The organism is Nostoc sp. DedQUE08 (assembly GCF_034530895.1).
Taxonomy (GTDB): domain Bacteria; phylum Cyanobacteriota; class Cyanobacteriia; order Cyanobacteriales; family Nostocaceae; genus Nostoc.
The window spans coordinates 40782-58743 of sequence record NZ_JAVRCD010000039.1 but is presented as its reverse complement, the minus strand read 5'-3'; the positions used below and the strand labels follow the sequence as shown (position 1 = coordinate 58743).

The 17962-nt window shown below is 40.6% G+C and carries 14 protein-coding genes and 1 tRNA gene; 7 read left to right on the top strand and 8 right to left on the bottom strand.

The features are described 5' to 3' along the window. Window positions 1-293: 293 nt before the first annotated feature. From RMY64_RS23630 to RMY64_RS23595, 8 genes are all read right to left on the bottom strand, one after another. Window positions 294-1430, bottom strand: coding sequence for a citrate synthase (locus RMY64_RS23630; protein WP_322672194.1), 1137 nt, complete (start codon window positions 1428-1430; stop codon window positions 294-296). Between the two features lie 109 nt (window positions 1431-1539). Continuing rightward, window positions 1540-2034, bottom strand: coding sequence for a phosphohistidine phosphatase SixA (gene sixA, locus RMY64_RS23625; RefSeq protein ID WP_322684779.1), 495 nt, complete (start codon window positions 2032-2034; stop codon window positions 1540-1542). Window positions 2035-2087: 53 nt separating this feature from the next. Next, complete coding sequence (locus RMY64_RS23620; protein ID WP_322672196.1) at window positions 2088-2348, bottom strand: hypothetical protein; 261 nt, start codon at window positions 2346-2348, stop codon at window positions 2088-2090. Beyond that, a complete protein-coding gene (locus tag RMY64_RS23615; RefSeq protein ID WP_322701280.1) occupies window positions 2345-3391 on the bottom strand; it encodes a hypothetical protein in 1047 nt (348 codons plus the stop codon). The genes RMY64_RS23620 and RMY64_RS23615 overlap by 4 nt, the downstream gene beginning before the upstream one ends. Continuing rightward, entirely contained in the window at window positions 3388-3798 is a 411-nt protein-coding gene (locus RMY64_RS23610) for a RusA family crossover junction endodeoxyribonuclease (protein ID WP_322672198.1), read from the bottom strand. The genes RMY64_RS23615 and RMY64_RS23610 overlap by 4 nt, the downstream gene beginning before the upstream one ends. A gap of 105 nt (window positions 3799-3903) precedes the next feature. After that, on the bottom strand, window positions 3904-4374 hold the full coding sequence (locus tag RMY64_RS23605) for a DUF29 domain-containing protein (protein ID WP_322701279.1): 471 nt from the start codon (window positions 4372-4374) through the stop codon (window positions 3904-3906). Between the two features lie 238 nt (window positions 4375-4612). After that, window positions 4613-5896 carry a bifunctional oligoribonuclease/PAP phosphatase NrnA gene (locus RMY64_RS23600; RefSeq protein ID WP_322672200.1) on the bottom strand — a complete coding sequence of 428 codons (1284 nt, stop codon included), beginning with the start codon at window positions 5894-5896 and terminating at the stop codon, window positions 4613-4615. A 684-nt stretch (window positions 5897-6580) separates the two neighbouring features. Continuing rightward, on the bottom strand, window positions 6581-7078 hold the full coding sequence (locus RMY64_RS23595; RefSeq protein ID WP_094349059.1) for an HNH endonuclease: 498 nt from the start codon (window positions 7076-7078) through the stop codon (window positions 6581-6583). A 452-nt stretch (window positions 7079-7530) separates the two neighbouring features. Between RMY64_RS23595 and alr the strand changes: the two genes are divergently transcribed. From alr to RMY64_RS23560, 7 genes are all read left to right on the top strand, one after another. Further along, window positions 7531-8718, top strand: a complete 1188-nt coding sequence (alr, locus tag RMY64_RS23590) for an alanine racemase (protein WP_322701278.1) — start codon at window positions 7531-7533, stop codon at window positions 8716-8718. Window positions 8719-8831: 113 nt separating this feature from the next. Further along, window positions 8832-8913 (top strand) — tRNA-Leu (locus RMY64_RS23585). Window positions 8914-9795: 882 nt separating this feature from the next. Then, the gene (locus tag RMY64_RS23580) at window positions 9796-10863 is read left to right on the top strand and encodes a response regulator (RefSeq protein ID WP_322684775.1); all 1068 of its coding nucleotides are present in this window, start codon (window positions 9796-9798) and stop codon (window positions 10861-10863) included. Window positions 10864-10925: 62 nt separating this feature from the next. After that, on the top strand, window positions 10926-11315 hold the full coding sequence (locus RMY64_RS23575) for a response regulator (RefSeq protein ID WP_322672203.1): 390 nt from the start codon (window positions 10926-10928) through the stop codon (window positions 11313-11315). Continuing rightward, on the top strand, window positions 11308-11805 hold the full coding sequence (locus RMY64_RS23570) for a chemotaxis protein CheW (RefSeq protein WP_322672204.1): 498 nt from the start codon (window positions 11308-11310) through the stop codon (window positions 11803-11805). Before RMY64_RS23575 ends, RMY64_RS23570 begins: the two co-directional genes overlap by 8 nt. 61 nt (window positions 11806-11866) lie before the next feature. Next, entirely contained in the window at window positions 11867-14674 is a 2808-nt protein-coding gene (locus RMY64_RS23565) for a methyl-accepting chemotaxis protein (RefSeq protein ID WP_322672205.1), read from the top strand. A 231-nt stretch (window positions 14675-14905) separates the two neighbouring features. Continuing rightward, entirely contained in the window at window positions 14906-17926 is a 3021-nt protein-coding gene (locus RMY64_RS23560; protein WP_322701277.1) for a hybrid sensor histidine kinase/response regulator, read from the top strand. Window positions 17927-17962: the final 36 nt, after the last annotated feature.

Genomic DNA, 17962 nt, shown 5'->3' with positions numbered 1-17962 from the left:
GTGAGTTACAACTATTAGTTAAATTAATACCTGTAAATTCACCCATTTTTAATTTTTGCTGTGATGATGACCGATTGAAGATTTGTTGCCAATTCCCATGCCTAGTATATCGTTGGATGGTTTGACCACCCTGAAGCGAGATGAGAATTCTACTTATGGTTGGCATTAAGATTGGCTATTCAGAGAGCACAGAGACAACGGGAGGCAGGGGAGGCAGGGGAAGAAGTATTTATTGATTATTACCAATGCAATGCCCCATGCCCAATGCCCAATGCCCCATGCCCAATGCCCATTTACCGTTGCTCAATGGGAGTATAAGTAACTTCGTGCAGACCGTTGTAAACCTGGGTAGGACGGAAAATCCGGTTTTCTGCTAGTTGTTCTTTCCAATGGGCTAGCCAACCGGCAACGCGAGCGATCGCAAATATTGGTGTAAACAAGTCGGTAGGAATCCCCATCTTCCTATATACCAAACCAGAATAAAAGTCAATATTGGGATAAATCCCCTTGCTACCGAGTTTTTCCTCTACCACTCGTTCCATTTCTTGAGCAATGTCATAGAACTTGTCATGCCCAAACTTTTCAAACAATTGCTCTGCTAGTCCTTGTAAAATTATGGCTCGTGGGTCTTTCACTTTATACACACGATGTCCAAAGCCCATAATCTTAGATTTAGTTTCCAGACAATGCTCTATGTAGGGACGGACATTTTCCACAGAGCCAATTTTTTCCAACATCTGAATTACTTCTTCATTGGCTCCACCATGCAGAGGCCCGCCCAAAGTTCCTACAGCACTAGCAACTACAGCATAAGGATCGGTTAAGGTGGAAGCTGTCACCCTGGCACTGAAAGTAGAAGCATTCATTGTATGCTCAACTTGAAGTATCAAGCAGATATCAAAAACTCGCGCCATCAGAGGATCGGGTTCTTTCTCATCAAGCATGTATAGAAAGTTGGCGGAGTAGTCTAAGTCATCACGGGGACGCACGGGATCGTTGCCTTTTCGCATCAGTTGGAACGCCGCCACCATTGTAGGAATGGTTGCTATCAGGCGCACTACTGAATCTCGAATGTAGACAGGATTATGTAAATCCCGAAGCGAATAAAACAAGCCTAAAGCCGCAGCGGAGGCTTGCAAGGCATCCATTGGGTGGCCGCTTTCTGGAAAGCATTTCATCATGTCCCGAATGCGGTACTTTATCCGCCGGTGGTAACGAACTTCATGCTCAAATGTTTCCAGTTCTTCTTTGCTTGGCAGTTTACCCCAGATTAAGAGATAAGCAGTTTCTAGGAATGTACTTTTTTCTGCTAATTCCTCAATCCTAATGCCACGATATTCTAGTATTCCCTTTTGCCCATCAACATAGCTGATACTTGATTGAGCGGCGGGAATGCCTTCTAGACCAGGCTTGTATTCGCACACCATCATGGCAACACCATTTGCTTTTTGAAATATCTGCTGGAGGTAACATTACCAGAAATTTATTGTCGCCATAACAGTAGCCGTTCTAACAACAATCGAAAATGTTGAAAAACTGTTACAGCAGGTACTTGGGTGGTGTCAACCAAAACATCTGACTCCGACCCAGAGGAGAACCTGTTTCTGGTAGTTTTATCCCAATCATACCTGCTTTTTTCAAGACAAAACTTTCTTTGACTTCTCCCCACAGGAGAATTTCTGCCCAATTGGTTAAATCAGGTTCGTGTCCAACCAGCGCCAGTTGTGTATTTTGGGAATAATTTCTTGGCTCTAACCACTCTTTTAGCCAACTAGAAATTTGACCGTCGTGAGCGAGGTGGCTAGATTCCTCTAACTGGGAGCTTAGTTTTTCTGCTATGAGGATTTCAGCCGTTTGGCGCGCCCGCACTAAGGGACTGGTGAGAATTAAATCAAAGTTTAAACCTAATTTAACAAGTTTATGGGCAACTTTCTCAGTTTTTTGCCTTCCTTCTTTGGTTAGGTTGCGCTCCTCATCTTTAATGCCTAATCCCTTGTCTTCGGCGATGCCATGACGAATTAAGTATAGTTCCATACTTTGTATTGTGAGAGATTCAGTTAGGCTGCTCTTAGGCTAATGTTAGAACGCTATCCACCACTTAGCAATCTGTCATACTCTGGATGCGATCCAATCCAAAACCATACAAAATTTTCATCTTCTTTTACAGCAAGCGCCCGATAATATATACCAATACGCACTGACCAAAACTGACCGACTTTTTTGAAATGCAATGATGGATACTTAGGATCTTCCCGAAGCAACTCATAACATCGGTCAGCAAGCTGTTGGATATCAATTGGTAACTGGCGATAGTAATACCAAAAATCAGGGGTTGCTCGATGTTTCACAGATCGGTACAACGCCCTTCTCGGAGATGTTTGAGTGCTTTTTTTGCCAATGCATCTAACCGACCAGCAGCGACATCTTCTTCAATCTGTTTATCCCAGGATGCTGCATCGAATTCCGTAAACCAGGTACGAAATGCGGCGAGATCCTCTGGTGAAAGTAGACTAACAGCGAATTCGACGTTTATAACCTCTTCGTCGTTTACGTTTAATTCTTTCTTTAGTTTCTCATTTATTATTAATTCTTGCGCTAAAAGAAGGCTTGTCTGATTGATTAAATTTCTCCTTAATTCTTCTCGTTTATCCAAGGATGCTGCATCGAATTCCGCAAACCACGCACGAAAAGCAGCTAGCTCCTCTGATGAAAGTTGACTAATAGCGAGTTCGACTGTCCATTTTCCTGATAATTCACGAACCAAATTGTCAAAATTATGTACAACTGGCAAATTTAGGTTTTCAATATATCCGTGAGCAAGCCGATTCCAAACTTCAAAACAAGCTTGAGCAAGCTCGAATTGAGAGATTGATAACTCTCCCAAAGAGTACAGATGTCTTAGTAATCCTATAACTGGGAAACGTTCAATAGGAATTGAAACATCGACTGCTCGCTTTCTTAAAGCCCCCTCAAATATACTCCACATCAAAAGAAAAGCAGGCTCAATTTCATCATTTTCAATAAGCTTATGTGCTTGGATAAGCCGATGGGTTAGCTCTTGCCATGAAGGAAATTGTTCGGATGTTCCAGGTAATGACTTAGCTTCTATGTCTTCAAGTGTTAGCAATAAAAAACGCCAGCCTGGATGTTTACTCACTTCCTCTGCTAAAGCCTGTAAACGATCAACTGACATTCGGCTGAGGCTGGTTTTTACTTCAATTACCAAACCTGAGTCGTCTTTAATAGCAATCATATCTGGCTGGTAGTTACCCAACTCGAATGGTAATTCATCTGTTTTAGGTTCAATGGAAACACGAAATCCTTGGCTTTCGTACTTCTCTGCCAGAGATTTTACTTTTTCATCATATAGAGTTTTAGTATTGTTAATCATAAGTATTTTTCCAGTGGTTGAGATTCACTCACTTTTACATAAACACACTCTTTACCTGTGATTACAGCACGCTGTAATAATGAAGGTAGATTTCTAATATCAATCGGGTCAGATATAAATCTACGATGACTATCTACATCTGATACTAAATTATCATCTTCAAAAACTAAGTTTACAAGTGCATCCTGAATTGGCTTGATAATGTTATCAGTGTCAGCCGGGAACTCATCACAAAGGTAAACTAGCGTTAGTTGTAGATCACCTTGTTTAATGACGCTGCGATCTTTCCAAAGTTTTTGAGCTTCAACGCGTACAAAATTTTTCCATGCCTGAAGGTTTTCTTTTTTCTTTGTCTGTAACGAAACAGGTCGTCTGGGAATGAGAAATTCAAAAGGTATTATTCGCATCCCAAGTGCATATCTTTATAATTAATTAACAAAGTTACAGCAATTTTCACAGATGATTACTCATCATATTGAACATATCTACATTTATACAAAAATTCTACATAGTTATTTGTCAGCGTTAGGATAAAAGTCTAAGTCTAAAATCTCATCGACAGAAAAGGGACAAGCGATCGCAAAATTATCTTCTGATAAACTTGTTTCCACCATTGCCTCTCGCCGCGCTCTTTGATAGGTAGTATTTATCCACTCGGCATCATTTAAAAAACGCCTCAAGCTAGGACTTTCTTGCAGCAATTCATCTATATTCAGTCGCTCACGGGTAATGGTCACTTGCCAACTTTGACTGCGATGTTCTGGTTGATACTTCCAGTTCAACAAATGCGATAAGATTAACCGCAACGCACTTTGCAACGCCCGTTGTTGACTTTTACCCAAGTCCACCACTTCCTCTATTAAGTGTTCTAAATCCAGCGTGTCCCACTGGTGCGATCGCAAAAGCTCTGCTGTCCGCTCTACCCACGCACAAAAATCTTGTTCATACAGAGTTTGTAACATTTGCAGTTCTATAGACTTCATGGCGCTCCTTGTTCGTAAATAAAATAGGTAGGCGCGAGTTAATTTTATTTGTGCCTACCTACTTAACATTAAGCACGAACTACATCCTCAATCAGTTCAGCGTCTGTGAAAAGACCAAAATTCCCGACTTTTTAGAAAAGTCGGGAAATATGTTTATCACGAATGATTTACAGATACTATCTAACCAAACCCTTTCACTGCTGCATGAGTTAGGAGTTTTCCCCATCTCCTTTTCTCCCTACTCCGACTGGATCGGGTTGTCTCTAGGATTAACTAACCTCAACAGTTTTTGCTTAATTTGAGCATCGAATACTTCCCATTTCATTTTCGCATAAGCGGAATTTTCGTTGCTGCCAGATAAGAAGCCCATTGGAATTTCAAAGCCGCCTGCGCTTGTCCTTCCACCGCCGAAAAAGCGCCCTGTGCTATCTTGCCCAAAAGCTTCTTTGATGAATTCATCAGGGTCAAGGGTAAGTTTGCTAGTTCTCAGGGAGCCGATGACTATTTCCAGTTCTTCGTCTTCATCGTGAACAATGCCGTAAACTACGGCGGTGTGGACGTTTTCTTCGGTAACGAGAAAATCAGCCGCTTGGGGGATGGCGTCACGGTCTTCGTAGCGTAAGTAGCCAACACCAGCAATGGAAAAGTTATTTTGGACGATGCGGTTTTTCAGCGATCGCTCGATCACATCCATTACCCGCTTGGAACGGTTCGCCTGTAAAATGGCATTTAGCAGTTGAGCGTCATAAAATCGGCTTAAATACGCCGCTGCCATAAAATCTTCTTCTTGCGCTTGCATTAACCGATCTGTATCCGATCGCAAGCCATGCATCAAAGCAGTAGCGCATTTGACGTGTTGATTTATGCTGCTATCTAATGCTAATAATCCTGTTTGGAGGTATTGAGTAAAAATTGTTGCCGTCGCTCTTACGTAAGGACGGATATCTTCAAACTCTGATTGCAGATCGCCTTGGATGCTGTGATGGTCGACTAGTACCACTAAAGGAATTCCAGCCTGCTGCACTGCTGACAGTAGCTGTGAAGTGGTTCCCTGGTTGTCAATTAATACAAAACCTTGATAAGATGACAAATCTTTAGTTTTCAAGGTTTGCGTTGTCCAGCGTTGGATAGGTAAATTAGTCAGTCTTACCAAGGCAATATTTTCTTGATGGCTCAATGCACCAGCATAAATGATTTCACATTTGATATCATATTGCTGGGCAATTAACTGATAAGCCCAAGCGCAGGAAAGGGCATCAGGGTCAGGAAAATCTTGCAGAATTACTAGTTGGCGATCGTGTCGGTGTGCCAAAAGGGTTCTTTGCAGTTCTTCTGACTTTTGTTGTGCCAGAGAGTTACCACGGTTACTGAGATATATAGCTCCATCACCTACCGATGGCGGTAATGACGGACTCTTAAATGCAACTTCCACTGGCGCTTTCTCGATTTCAGGTTCCTCTGGGTTTGGCTCTGTGGTCAATGACAAACTCTCAAACTGAGTAACGGGAGAATTAAAGTACATAGGGAACTTTTTTTAAAGTGTGAGGCTCCTTTAATTCAGAAATACTTACGAGCAGCAATTCACTGAATTTAGCCACATTAATTACGATCTTCGCAAAAATATCAAGACATTGCACTATACATCTAAGTATATTTCTTGTCAGTAACACCGCTCAACATCAACTAACTTCCACTAAAGGGCATACAGCAAGGAAGTTTAGGATATCAGGCTGTATCTGGCAGCATAAATATGTTTTAGGAGTTTTGTTCTCTTTCGTAAATTCAATCAGGGAGATTTTTATCTAACTTAGGGTATACTTTCTATCTTATCCTTTAGAATTAGTCCTTGATATTTGAAATATTCTTATGCTTAATATTCTCATTATTGTGACTATTGAGCAATTAACAATTATTTTTGATGAATAACGTCTGTTTTGTATCCCCTTTGAAAATTCTGCTTCTGCAAATTTAGAGTAAAGTCCAATGGAAAAGGGCAAAAGACAGGGGGAGTAAAGAGCAAAAGGGAAACTCTATATACATACAACAAAATACATACAACAAATTTCAAAGCTTGATAGTTGATGCAATCATCTTTGTTGCAAGCCTATAGCTACCAATTTTTTAAAACTCCAATAACTTTAGTTATTGGTTATCTACTAAAGAAAGAGGGTATTTCTCCTTTTTTCTTTGCTCCTCTGTTTTTTGCTCAAAGACCTATAACATACTTTTGCCACTCTGTATGCAGTCCACTCTTAAGATGTTTACTGACCTCGAAATAGAGACTGCTATAAGGTTGGCGCGGGGGATGACGCAAAGGCATGTGAGCTTCGTGGGGAGTCCGACTGCCTTTTTTGACATTGCAACGGACACAAGCGGTAACAATATTCTCCCAAGTATCGCCTCCGCCGCGCGATCGCGGTATTACATGGTCTAGTGTCAATTCATCCCCTGTGTAACCACAGTATTGACAAGCATGACCATCACGGTGCAATATATTTCGGCGAGTTAAAGGGATTTCTTTATAAGGAACGCGTACATAATGACGCAACCGGATCACGGTCGGCAACGGGAAATCCGTGTACAGAAATTTACCGTTGTGTTCCACGCGTTCTGCTTTGCCCTTGATTAAAAGAACTACAGCACGACGCCAACTGGTTATATTGAGAGGTTCGTAAGAGGCGTTTAAGACTAAAACCTTCCCCATTATTTGCGCTCAGGGTATGAGTTTTACAATATATTAACACAAATACACCCTGCTAGGGAGATGAGAAGAAATTATACTTTCGGAAGAATTTGAAAATTAAGTTATGAGTAAAGGGTCAAGAGTTAGGAGTGAGGAGTTAGGAGTTGAAAAGTCAAATTTATTACTTCATCAAAATTATTACTTAGACTGACGCAATCGCGCAGCGTCTCGTAGACAAGAACAAAGTGAAAAGTTGAGCCGTAAGATTTACTTCTAACTCATAACTTATAACTTATAACTCATAACTCATAACTCATAACTCATAACTCATAACTTTTACTTTAGCGCCGTAACATCTTGTATCAGTTCCAATCTGAAGGTTAAACTTCCTATTTAATCTGATCTCGCTTTTAGGAGCGTGTATAGATAGATAACTTGAAAGTTTAGCCGTGGCGGGATAGGAGTCAGTACAAATGTTAAGTCGCAAACAAATCCCTGGTATAGTTCCTAATCAGCAGTGCGATACCTACGCATGGTTTTCACAACGAGCTTGGGTAGAAATTGATTTAGAGGCGTTGTCATACAATGTCAAGCAATTGGTGCAGTTTTTATCGCCGCGTACCCAGTTAATGGCAGTAGTAAAAGCTGATGCCTATGGACATGGAGCAGTAACAGTTGCCCAAATTGCCATCCAATCGGGAGCTAGTTGCCTGGGAGTGGCTACAGTTCCAGAAGCTATTCAATTGCGAGAAGGCGGGATTCAAGCTCCTATTTTGATTTTAGGGGCAACTCATACACTAGAGCAGATTCATGCGATCGCCCAATGGAAACTTCAGCCTACACTCTATAGCCCTAAACAAGCTTTAGTATTTTCTGATACCTTAGAATCGATGAATCATGGTTCTCCAGTGCCCGTACATATTAAATTAGACACGGGAATGTCTAGATTGGGGACTGATTGGCGGCAAGCTGGCGAATTTGTGCAATTAGTGCAGCGCTTACCACATCTTGATATTGCCAGCATTTATTCTCATTTAGCGACAGCAGACGATCCCGATACCACGGTAATGGAAGAACAGCATAAACGATTTGAGGATGCGATCGCTCAAATCAAAGCAATGGGAATTGAACCGCCTTGCTTGCACTTGGCAAACTCAGCCGCCGCACTTACAAATCCAGCATTGCACTACGACATGGTGCGTGTAGGTTTAGCTGTTTACGGACTCTATCCAGCACCGCATTTACAAAATGCGATCGATCTCAAGCCTGTTTTGCAACTTAAGGCAAGAGTTACCCAAGTTAAAACAATTGCCGCAGGAACAGCTGTTAGCTATGGTCATAAATTTATTGCCCCGCGCGAACTTCGCCTTGCTGTTGTGGGAATTGGCTATGCTGACGGTGTTCCTCGCAGTCTTTCCAACAAAATGCAGGTGTTAATTCGCGGTCAGCGCGTGTCACAAATTGGGACAATTACAATGGATCAGTTAATGCTGGATGTAAGTGCCATACCCAATATCCAAGAAGGAGAAGTAGTCACCTTATTAGGAGAACAGGGAAAAGAACAAATTTCAGCGGATGACTGGGCAAAACAATTAAACACTATTTCTTGGGAAATTCTCTGTGGATTCAAGCATCGTCTGCCTCGTGTTGCAGTTATGTAATTGGGCATGGGGCATGGGGCATGGGGCATGGGGCATTGTTATTCTTTTTCAGCTTGCCAGTCCCCATTCCCTATTCCCAAAAATAATTTCTTATGGTATGATAATAAACTGATGCGGATGTGGCGGAATTGGCAGACGCGCTAGATTTAGGTTCTAGTTCCGAAAGGAGTGAAGGTTCAAGTCCTTTCATCCGCACTTTTAATAAATTAAATTGCCCTATCTAGGCTGGTACTTATACTTGAGTTAAAAGTTCAAGAATAGTTACCAGCCTATTTAAATATCGCTTAAATAAAAATATGTTTCGCCAGCATAGCTTCAAATACAAGAGGATATTTGAAAATTTGTGTGTGGTAAAATGCGCCTGTGAACAAGACAGGGAAAGACTTTTAACTTAATAAGTCTGTTCTCCAAATGATAGTAAATGTGTCAAAGTGCATAAGTCCTAATGGATTTAATAACCTACAATTTTCATAGGTAAGATGTGTTAGGGACATAACGTACCATTCTGAGAACTTTCAGTACCTATTTTCGGCGGCAAAACACTCTGCAAAAAATAAGTTTTGCATTCTGTTTCATCTAAGTTATTAAATACAAATAAGAAAAAATACATTTATTGCTTTCAATAAATAAGTGTTATTACTGTGGTCAATTTGAAATTACTCGATGCAAAGTGGCTTCATTCAGTCCTTACTTGTTTAAAAAATAAATTTTAAATAAGTGTAAATACAGAAGCTCAAAGAGATCGCCATTAATAAAATCAGTATTATTCCTGTGGTCAGATTGGGGTTACTCAATGGAAAGTGGCTTCATCTAGTCTTGACATTTTTATGTCTTATTTCTCGAAAGATGTTGATAAATCTCAGTAACACTAAGTAGATTAATCACAATTTACGAATTTACTAAGATTTGCTCATCTGAAAATAACGCTACTCTCGTTGAGTTTCACCACAAACCTAGATGTAAACTGATGTACTTTAAAATGCAAAAGTTTAATGCTTTTTACTTGATTTTGATTGTGGAATAACTTTACACGAATTTAGCTTACACGTATCGAATTTTAGCTGAAGTAAAAGCAAAATGAGCACAACTCCTATAGGTAGCTACAGGTTGTTCCAGAAACTACATCCGCTATCTCTGTTGGCACAATTAACAAGTCGGCGTGCTACGGGTTGCTTAAGCGTATTTACCGGGATAGTTTCTTGGTCAATCTATCTAGAGGACGGTAAACTTACTTATGCCTCCTATTCAGATAAACTATTTGAGCGCCTTGACAGTCACTTACGGCGTTTGAGTCAGCAAATTCCTGCTCTCAACAGTGCCACTCGCGTACAGATGCGGCTGATGTTTGAGACGAAAAATGAACATCAATCAATACCAAATGCGGATTACCAAGCTATTTGTTGGTTAGTCAATCAGGACTATATTACCTCTGTGCAAGCAGGAAGCCTGATAGACGAATTGGCAAAAGAAGTAATGGAATCATTTCTGTGTTTAAAAGAAGGTAGCTATGAATTCAGTCCAGAAAGCTCTTTGGATGAACTACCAAAGTTCTGTCACCTGGATTTAAGGTTGCTTGTTGAACACTGCCAAAAACAGTTACGAAATCGGCAAAATATTCAGTCATCAATTCCGGCTGGTGGGAGTTCGCAAGTTTTTTCTACAACACAATCGTCTCAAGTTCAGCCACATCTGCAAATCAAGATCGGGCAAAATTTGCCAATACCAATCAATTTTGATATTCCTGAGAATCAGACAATTACTCAGCCACCTGTTGGCAAAAAACTATATACAATTGCCTGCATTGATGATAGCCAAACTGTTTTGAATTCTATCAAACACTTTTTAGATGAAAACACATTTTCAGTTGTAACGATCAACGATCCGGTAAAAGCTTTAATGCAAATTCTACGGAGTAAGCCCGATCTGATTTTGCTAGATGTTGAAATGCCAAGTTTGGATGGCTATGAGCTATGTTCCTTATTACGTAAACATTCAGCTTTTAAAAATACACCGATCGTTATGGTGACTGGTAGAACAGGATTTATCGACAGGGCAAAAGCTAAAATGGTCAGATCGTCAGGATATTTGACTAAGCCTTTTACACAATCCGAATTGCTAAAAATGGTTTTTAAGCATCTTGGTTGATTGAAATAAGGCAAATAAAAATAACAAAATATGTTTAATTGATTTTTTTAGGAGATTTGATAGTGAGCCTGACTTTGCTTGGCACAATTTTGATTGTAGAAGATTCTCCCAGCGAATTGGAATTAATGAGCCATTATCTTAAAGAGAGTGGTTATAACGTAATTAAAGCAAGTGGTGCAAAAGAGGGTTTAGAAAAAGCTGTGTTAGAAAAACCAGATGCGATCGTTACTGATGTAGTAATGCCAGAAATGAGTGGATTTGAATTGTGTCGTTCTCTGAGAAGAAATCCAATTACTGCAAAAGTACCGATTGTGGTTTGTAGTTCCAAAAATCAAGAAATTGATCGTTTGTGGGCGATGAGACAAGGTGCAGATGCCTATATAACTAAACCTTACACCCGCGAACATCTCCTACGTACTATTAAATCAGTGGTAATTTTAATCAATGACTAGTACAAACATTATTCTTTCTTCAAAACCAACGCCAAATAATTTAGCAGATAGTTATCTGAAATTTCAGCTAAATCAACAAACAACTGCTGTTTTATCAATGAAGCATACGCAAGAAGCAATTCTTGTCCCTGTTGAATCTATTACGTCAATACCGAATATGCCATCCTGCATATTAGGATTAATGAATTGGCGGAGTCGGATAATTTGGGTAGTTGATTTACCAAGAATGCTCAATTTAGAATCCCTAGATTATCGACTGCGACAATACAATGCGATCGTTATCCAAGTGGAATCATTGGTGTTGGGATTAGTTGTACAAGAAATAAAAGGTACAACCAAGTTCATAGTTGATGATATTCATTCTCCTATCGGACAAGTGACATCCAGTTTAGTTCCTTATTTATGTGGGTGCGTTGTGCAACAGGAAGAAATATTACTGGTATTAGATGCACAGGCGATTGTACAATCTTCTATTCTCCGCAGTGATTAGGTTTTACTACTAAAAACAGCTTTTTAGTGTTCTTATTCACATACTTAGGAGAACTACTTTTATGTTTAATAAAACTAACACGAATCAAGGTAATAGCGCTCAAAATCGAGCATCGCTGATTTCATCTCAAAAAGCCATTGGAACTGTAGTAAAGCTACCAACTAAGCTGACTACTGAAAGTGCTAATAATTCTTCTTGGAATCAGGGGATTGCCTATTTTACTAGGCTGGGATTGGTTAAGAAAGCGACTATTTTAGCGATCGCAATTGGTACAATACCAGTTTTGGGCATCGGTGCGATCGCTTTTGGTTTGGCCAACAAATCCATTACTAAGCAAATTACCCAATCTCAACAAGCCGAAGCCACTGGCTTGAGTGATAAAGTTAACCGCTTCATGCTGGGACGCTACGGTGATATTCAAGTAATATCAAACTTACTATTTTTGACAAATTCTCAAGCTAGTATTAGTACTCAAGAAAAGCAAGCAGTTTTAGATCGGGTTGTCGAAGCCTACAAAGCTTATGACAGTATTGCTGTTTTCGATCGCCAAGGTAACTTGATTGTCCAGTCTACAGGCGAACCCCTGGAAAATCAAAAAGACCGCACCTTTTTTCAAGACGCTTTACAAAAAGATACTCCTGTCATCAGCAAACCGGAAGCAGCAAATACTGGTGTTGTGAGTATTTATCTAGCCGCACCTGTGAAAGAGACAAGAACGGGTCAAACTATTGGCGTGGTACAAGCACGTATGCCCGTAAAATCTTTAGAGGAAGTTACCAAAAACTACGCAGCCAACGGACAACAATACTATTTGCTTGATGCTGCGGGAACAGTTTTCTTGAGTCCCCAAAAGGAATTATTGGGGAAAGAGGCCAAGGCAGAGTATTCTAATTTACCTAAACTGTTAGCAGCTAGAAAGGTAAATAGTTTTATAGAAGTTCCGAAAACTCAGAAAAAACAAGAACTAGTCAGTTATGTACCAGCTAGTACCTTAGATGGCTTACCCGATCTAAATTGGCAGGTACTTTTAGCTACAGATACTGCAACTGTATTTGAGCCGCAAAGACAATTGTTGTGGACTATAGCCATCGGTACAGCAGTGACAGCACTGATTGTGGGTGCGATCGCATCTCGATTAGCTAAACTGACTACACTACCAATTCTTAATGCAACTGCGGCATTAGCAAAGTTAGGTCAAGGTAAATTTAATACCCGTCTGGAAATTGAAAGAGAAGACGAATTAGGGGTATTGAGTGCAAATATCAATCTGATGGCCGAACAATTGCAGGTCTTAGTTAAAGAACAGCAGCAGGAACTAGACGTTGAAGGGACAAAATTACTAGCAGATATTACCCTACGGATTCGGAAAGTTCTCAAAACTGAAGATATTTATCACGCAGCAGTCAAAGAAGTTCAGCAAATCCTCAAAACAGACCGGGTAATCATTTATAGTCTGAATCCAGGTACTTTGACTGGTGTCGTCGTTGCGGAATCGGGAACTGGTAATTGGCCCAAAATGCTGGGAGTACAAATTGACGACCCTTATTTTAAGGAACATTATCTAGAAAGCGATCGCGACACAGACGTGCAAGCAGTTGCCGATATTCATCAAGACCAAAGCCTGAAAAATGCCGACAGTTACATCCAACTGTTGGAAAAATTTGCTGTCAAAAGTCATTTAATTGTACCGATTCTTGCCCAAGAAAAACTTTTAGGCTTATTAATTGCTCATCATTGCGAAACTCCTCGTGTTTGGCAACAGCCGGAAATTGACTTGTTTCAACAGATAGCAACTCAAGTCGGCTATGCTTTAGAACAAGCTAAGTTATTAGAAGAGATAGAAAAAGTCAGAAATGTAACTATAAGTGGGTCAGACGAAACACTGCAACAACAACTTTTACAACTACTCAACGACGTAGAAGGTGCAGCCAGAGGCGATTTAACAGTGCGTGCAGACGTAACTGCTGGGGAAATCGGTACTGTTGCCGACTTCTTCAACTCCATTGTGGAAAGCCTCCGAGATATTGTTACCCAAGTTAAACAAGCTGCCATCCATGTAAATAGTGCCATTGGCTCTAACGAAGGAGCCATCCGCCACCTAGCAGAAGAAGCGCTAACCCAAGCTGCCGAAATCAACCGCACCCTTGATGCTGTTGACCACATGACCCAATCTATGAAAGCCGTAGCCGAAAGTGCCGAAAAAACTGCCTTCATTGCTAACCATGCTGCTCACACCGCTACCAAGAGTGGACACGCAATGGATTTGACAGTACAAAACATCCTCTCTTTGCGGGAAACTGTGGGTGAAACTGCCAAGAAAGTGAAACGTTTGGGAGAGTCTTCGCAACAAATTTCTCGCGTGGTTTCCTTGATTAACCAAATTGCGATTCAAACCAACTTGCTTGCCATTAACGCCGGTATTGAAGCAGCGCGTGCGGGTGAAGAAGGTCAAGGTTTTGCCGTAGTGGCTGAAGAAGTCGGCGAACTAGCAGTTAGGAGTGCCGCCGCAACCCAAGAAATCGAACAAATTGTTGAAAATATCCAACGAGAAACCAGTGAAGTAGTGCAAGCAATGGAAATAGGCACTACCCAAGTGGTAGAAGGTACTCGAATTGTGGAGGAAGCTAAACAAAGTCTGAGTGAAATTTTGGATGTATCTTCTCAAATTGACTCCTTAGTGCAGTCGATTTCTACCGCGACTGCATCTCAGGTTGAAACATCCCAAAGTGTTAGCCAATTGATGAAAGATATCGCTGCTATATCACAACGTAGCAGCGATTCTTCTCGCCAAGTTTCTGAATCTCTGCAACAAACTGTGGATATTTCCCAACAGTTGCAAGAGACTGTCGAGGCTTTCAAAGTTAGTTAAGTTTGTCATTTGTCATTTGTTATTTGTTATTTGTCATTTGTCATTTGTCCTTTGTCCTTTGTCCTTTTACCAATGACTAATGACTAATAACTTTTGTTATTTGTCCGTTGTCATTTGTCCTTTGTCATTTTACCAATGACTAATGACTAATGACTAATGACCAATGACCAATGACCAATGACTAATGACCAATGACTAATGACCAATGACCAATGACTAAGGACAAAAACCATGCTACAAGACAAAGAACTAGAAATCCAGATGCAGTTTCTAGAAGAAGCAACAGATTACTTAAATACCTTAGAAGGGGTATTGCTGGAAATCGATACTAGTAACCGCATCGATTTGGATAAAATCAATGCTGCACTCCGGGCCACTCATTCTATTAAAGGTGGTGCGGGAATGATGGGATTTAAATCGCTAAGTGATTTATCTCACCGTCTGGAAGATTCTTTTAAAGTTTTAAAAACTAAAAAAAATTCTTTAGAAATCGATACTCAGTTGCAAAGTTTATTGCTATCTGGAGTTGACTGGCTGCGTCAAATTGTAGAATTGCTTGCAGAAGGGAATGTTGTCGAAGATCAGTGGTTAGCAACTTTTTGTTATCCCATCTTCGATGAGTTGCACGATCGCTTGGGCGACCCCACCCCAGAAGATGCCTCAACTATGCTATCCCCAGAGGACGGGCAAGACGTTATTCCTTTGCTATTTGCCACAGAAGTAGAAGAGTGTTTGCAACGTCTAGAATCTATATTGGCAGATAGCGAACAAGCCGGATTGCATGAAAATATTGCGATCCTGGCAGCTGAATTAGGCGGTTTGGGAGAAATGCTTCAGTTGCAAGCTTTTAGCAAGCTTTGTGAGTCGGTAACGCAGCATTTGGAAACTGTTAATAGAGAACGCATTCCCGAAGTTGCCCAGTTAGCATTGCAAGCATGGCGGCGATCGCAAGCTTTGGTGCTGACAAATCAGCTAGATAACTTACCTACAGCTATTGACTTGAGTAGTTTGCAATCCCAGCCACTATTACCAGCAGAAGTGATACCACAGCTTCTCCCCACAGATGTCATCGACACAGAAGTAGCGTCAACAGCTGTTTGGCAAGCAGAGATAACTCCAGAAACTTGGGTGAAAGATGAAGCGATCGCAGCCAATTTTACATTTGTAGATGCAGAATTTGCTGATGATGTAAATGCTGTCAATGTACCTGAACACAATACAATATTTGCTAAAGAAGAGAATCCCCCAGATGGCAAATTTAGCGAAGGTAAAGGAGAGCCAGTTGCCGTTGCTAAAGAACGAGAAACTCATGAAAATAGCGTCCGAGTTCCTAGCAAACAGTTAGAGCAAATTAATGATTTATTTGGCGAACTGATTGTTCAACGAAATGGCTTAAACTCACAACTAGAAAGATTACGCAAACTCGTTCGGAACCTCAACCAGCGAGTTCAAATTCTCGACCGCGAAAACCAGGAATTACGCATAGTCTCCGATAAGATTTCCACTCAAGCTACCATGTTTAATGGGGCGCAGATACAAGCTGAAAATAGCCACCAATTAGAAGGTACGAACACAGAATTTGATGCTTTAGAAATGGATCGCTATAACGAATTAAACCTGCGATCGCAGGAAGTTATGGAAACCATTGTTCAGGTACAGGAAGTCACAACAGATGTGCAACTCAGTGTAGATGATACAGACCATATTGCTCGTAAACTAAACAAAACATCGAAACAGTTACAAACAAAACTAAATCACATCCGAATGCGACCGCTGTCTGATTTAATCGAACGTTTTCCGAGAGCTTTACGCGATTTAAATGTCGAGTATGGCAAAAATGTTCAGTTAAAAATCGAAGGTGGCAACACTTTAATTGAACGCAGCATTTTAGAAGCTTTAAACGAACCTTTAATGCACCTATTAAGGAACGCTTTCGATCATGGTATCGAAGACTCTGCCACGCGTCGCCTTTTAGGAAAACCAGAACAAGGATTAATTGAAATTACAGCTACTCACCGCAGTAATCGCACCATCATTACTATCCGTGATGATGGTTGGGGCATTTCTCTGGAGAAAATTCGCACCCGCGCCCTAACTATGGGATTGGATGCTTCTTTACTCGCTAATGCTAGTGATGAAGAACTATTATCACTAATTTTTGAACCAGGTTTTACCACCTCCGAGCAAGTTACAGCATTATCTGGCCGCGGTGTCGGTATGGATGTGGTTCGCAACAACCTCAAACTAATTCGAGGAGATGTGAAAGTTGATACAGAACCAGGAGTTGGTACTACCTTCACTTTATCAGTACCGTTTACACTTTCCGTTGCGCGAGTTTTGCTGGTAGAAATCAACAAAATTCTATTAGCATTTCCCACAGATGTGATTTCAGAAATATCTTTACTCCAAGATGAGCGAGTTTTTGAAATGGCTGGTAGCGAAGTTTTAAATTGGCAAGGAACCATGCTGCCACTGATTCGCTTAACTCGTTATTTAGAGTTTAATTGCCTACGCTACGATAGCGCAGAGTTAGAAATTCCGGCAGCCATTAGTACTAACAGTGTGTTAGTAGTCAAAGGTAATAATCAGCCAGTCGCAATCCAAATAGATCGTTGCTGGGGCGAACAAGAAGTTGCAATTCGCCAAGTTGAAGGAAATATACCCTTACCTGAAGGCTTCAGCAATTGTACAATTCTCGGTGATGGTCGAGTAGTACCATTAGTTAATGTTAATGAGTTGCTGTATTGGATTGCTACAAATAAAAAGACACCGAGAGGAACTCAATTACCATCAGCAAGGTTAAAAACACCGTTCCTGATATTTGATGAAGAGAAAATATCAGCAGCATCTATTAAGCAGAAAGGTACAATTTTAATCGTAGATGATTCGATTAATGTACGCCGCTTTTTAGCTCTGACTCTTGAAAAAGGAGGGTATCAAGTAGAACAAGCTAAAGATGGTCAAGATGCCTTAGAAAAACTCCATAGTGGATTAAAAGTGGAGGCAGTAATTTGCGATATTGAAATGCCTCGCCTTGATGGTTATGGCTTTTTAGGTAAGGTAAATTCAGACGTGGATACAAAAAATATTCCAGTGGCAATGCTGACTTCTCGTAGCAGCAATAAACATCGGCAACTAGCTATACAATTGGGGGCGCGGGCTTACTTTTCTAAACCTTATAACGAGCAAGAGTTATTGCAAACGCTGGAGGAAATAATTCATTCGGTTGCAGAACAGGCAGCTTCTAATTAAAAATTGTTAATTCATAATTAGGTTTTAGATATTTTC

Bases quoted from the DNA above. Each gene is read 5' to 3' on its own strand.
- sixA (WP_322684779.1), bottom strand. From the start codon at position 2,034: ATGGAACTATACTTAATTCGTCATGGCATCGCCGAAGACAAGGGATTA.
- RMY64_RS23615 (WP_322701280.1), bottom strand. From the start codon at position 3,391: ATGATTAACAATACTAAAACTCTATATGATGAAAAAGTAAAATCTCTG.
- RMY64_RS23565 (WP_322672205.1), top strand. From the start codon at position 11,867: ATGTTTAATAAAACTAACACGAATCAAGGTAATAGCGCTCAAAATCGA.
- RMY64_RS23600 (WP_322672200.1), bottom strand. From the start codon at position 5,896: ATGTACTTTAATTCTCCCGTTACTCAGTTTGAGAGTTTGTCATTGACC.
- RMY64_RS23610 (WP_322672198.1), bottom strand. From the start codon at position 3,798: ATGCGAATAATACCTTTTGAATTTCTCATTCCCAGACGACCTGTTTCG.
- RMY64_RS23570 (WP_322672204.1), top strand. From the start codon at position 11,308: ATGACTAGTACAAACATTATTCTTTCTTCAAAACCAACGCCAAATAAT.
- RMY64_RS23595 (WP_094349059.1), bottom strand. From the start codon at position 7,078: ATGGGGAAGGTTTTAGTCTTAAACGCCTCTTACGAACCTCTCAATATA.
- RMY64_RS23605 (WP_322701279.1), bottom strand. From the start codon at position 4,374: ATGAAGTCTATAGAACTGCAAATGTTACAAACTCTGTATGAACAAGAT.
- alr (WP_322701278.1), top strand. From the start codon at position 7,531: ATGTTAAGTCGCAAACAAATCCCTGGTATAGTTCCTAATCAGCAGTGC.
- RMY64_RS23580 (WP_322684775.1), top strand. From the start codon at position 9,796: ATGAGCACAACTCCTATAGGTAGCTACAGGTTGTTCCAGAAACTACAT.
- RMY64_RS23560 (WP_322701277.1), top strand. From the start codon at position 14,906: ATGCTACAAGACAAAGAACTAGAAATCCAGATGCAGTTTCTAGAAGAA.
- RMY64_RS23630 (WP_322672194.1), bottom strand. From the start codon at position 1,430: ATGATGGTGTGCGAATACAAGCCTGGTCTAGAAGGCATTCCCGCCGCT.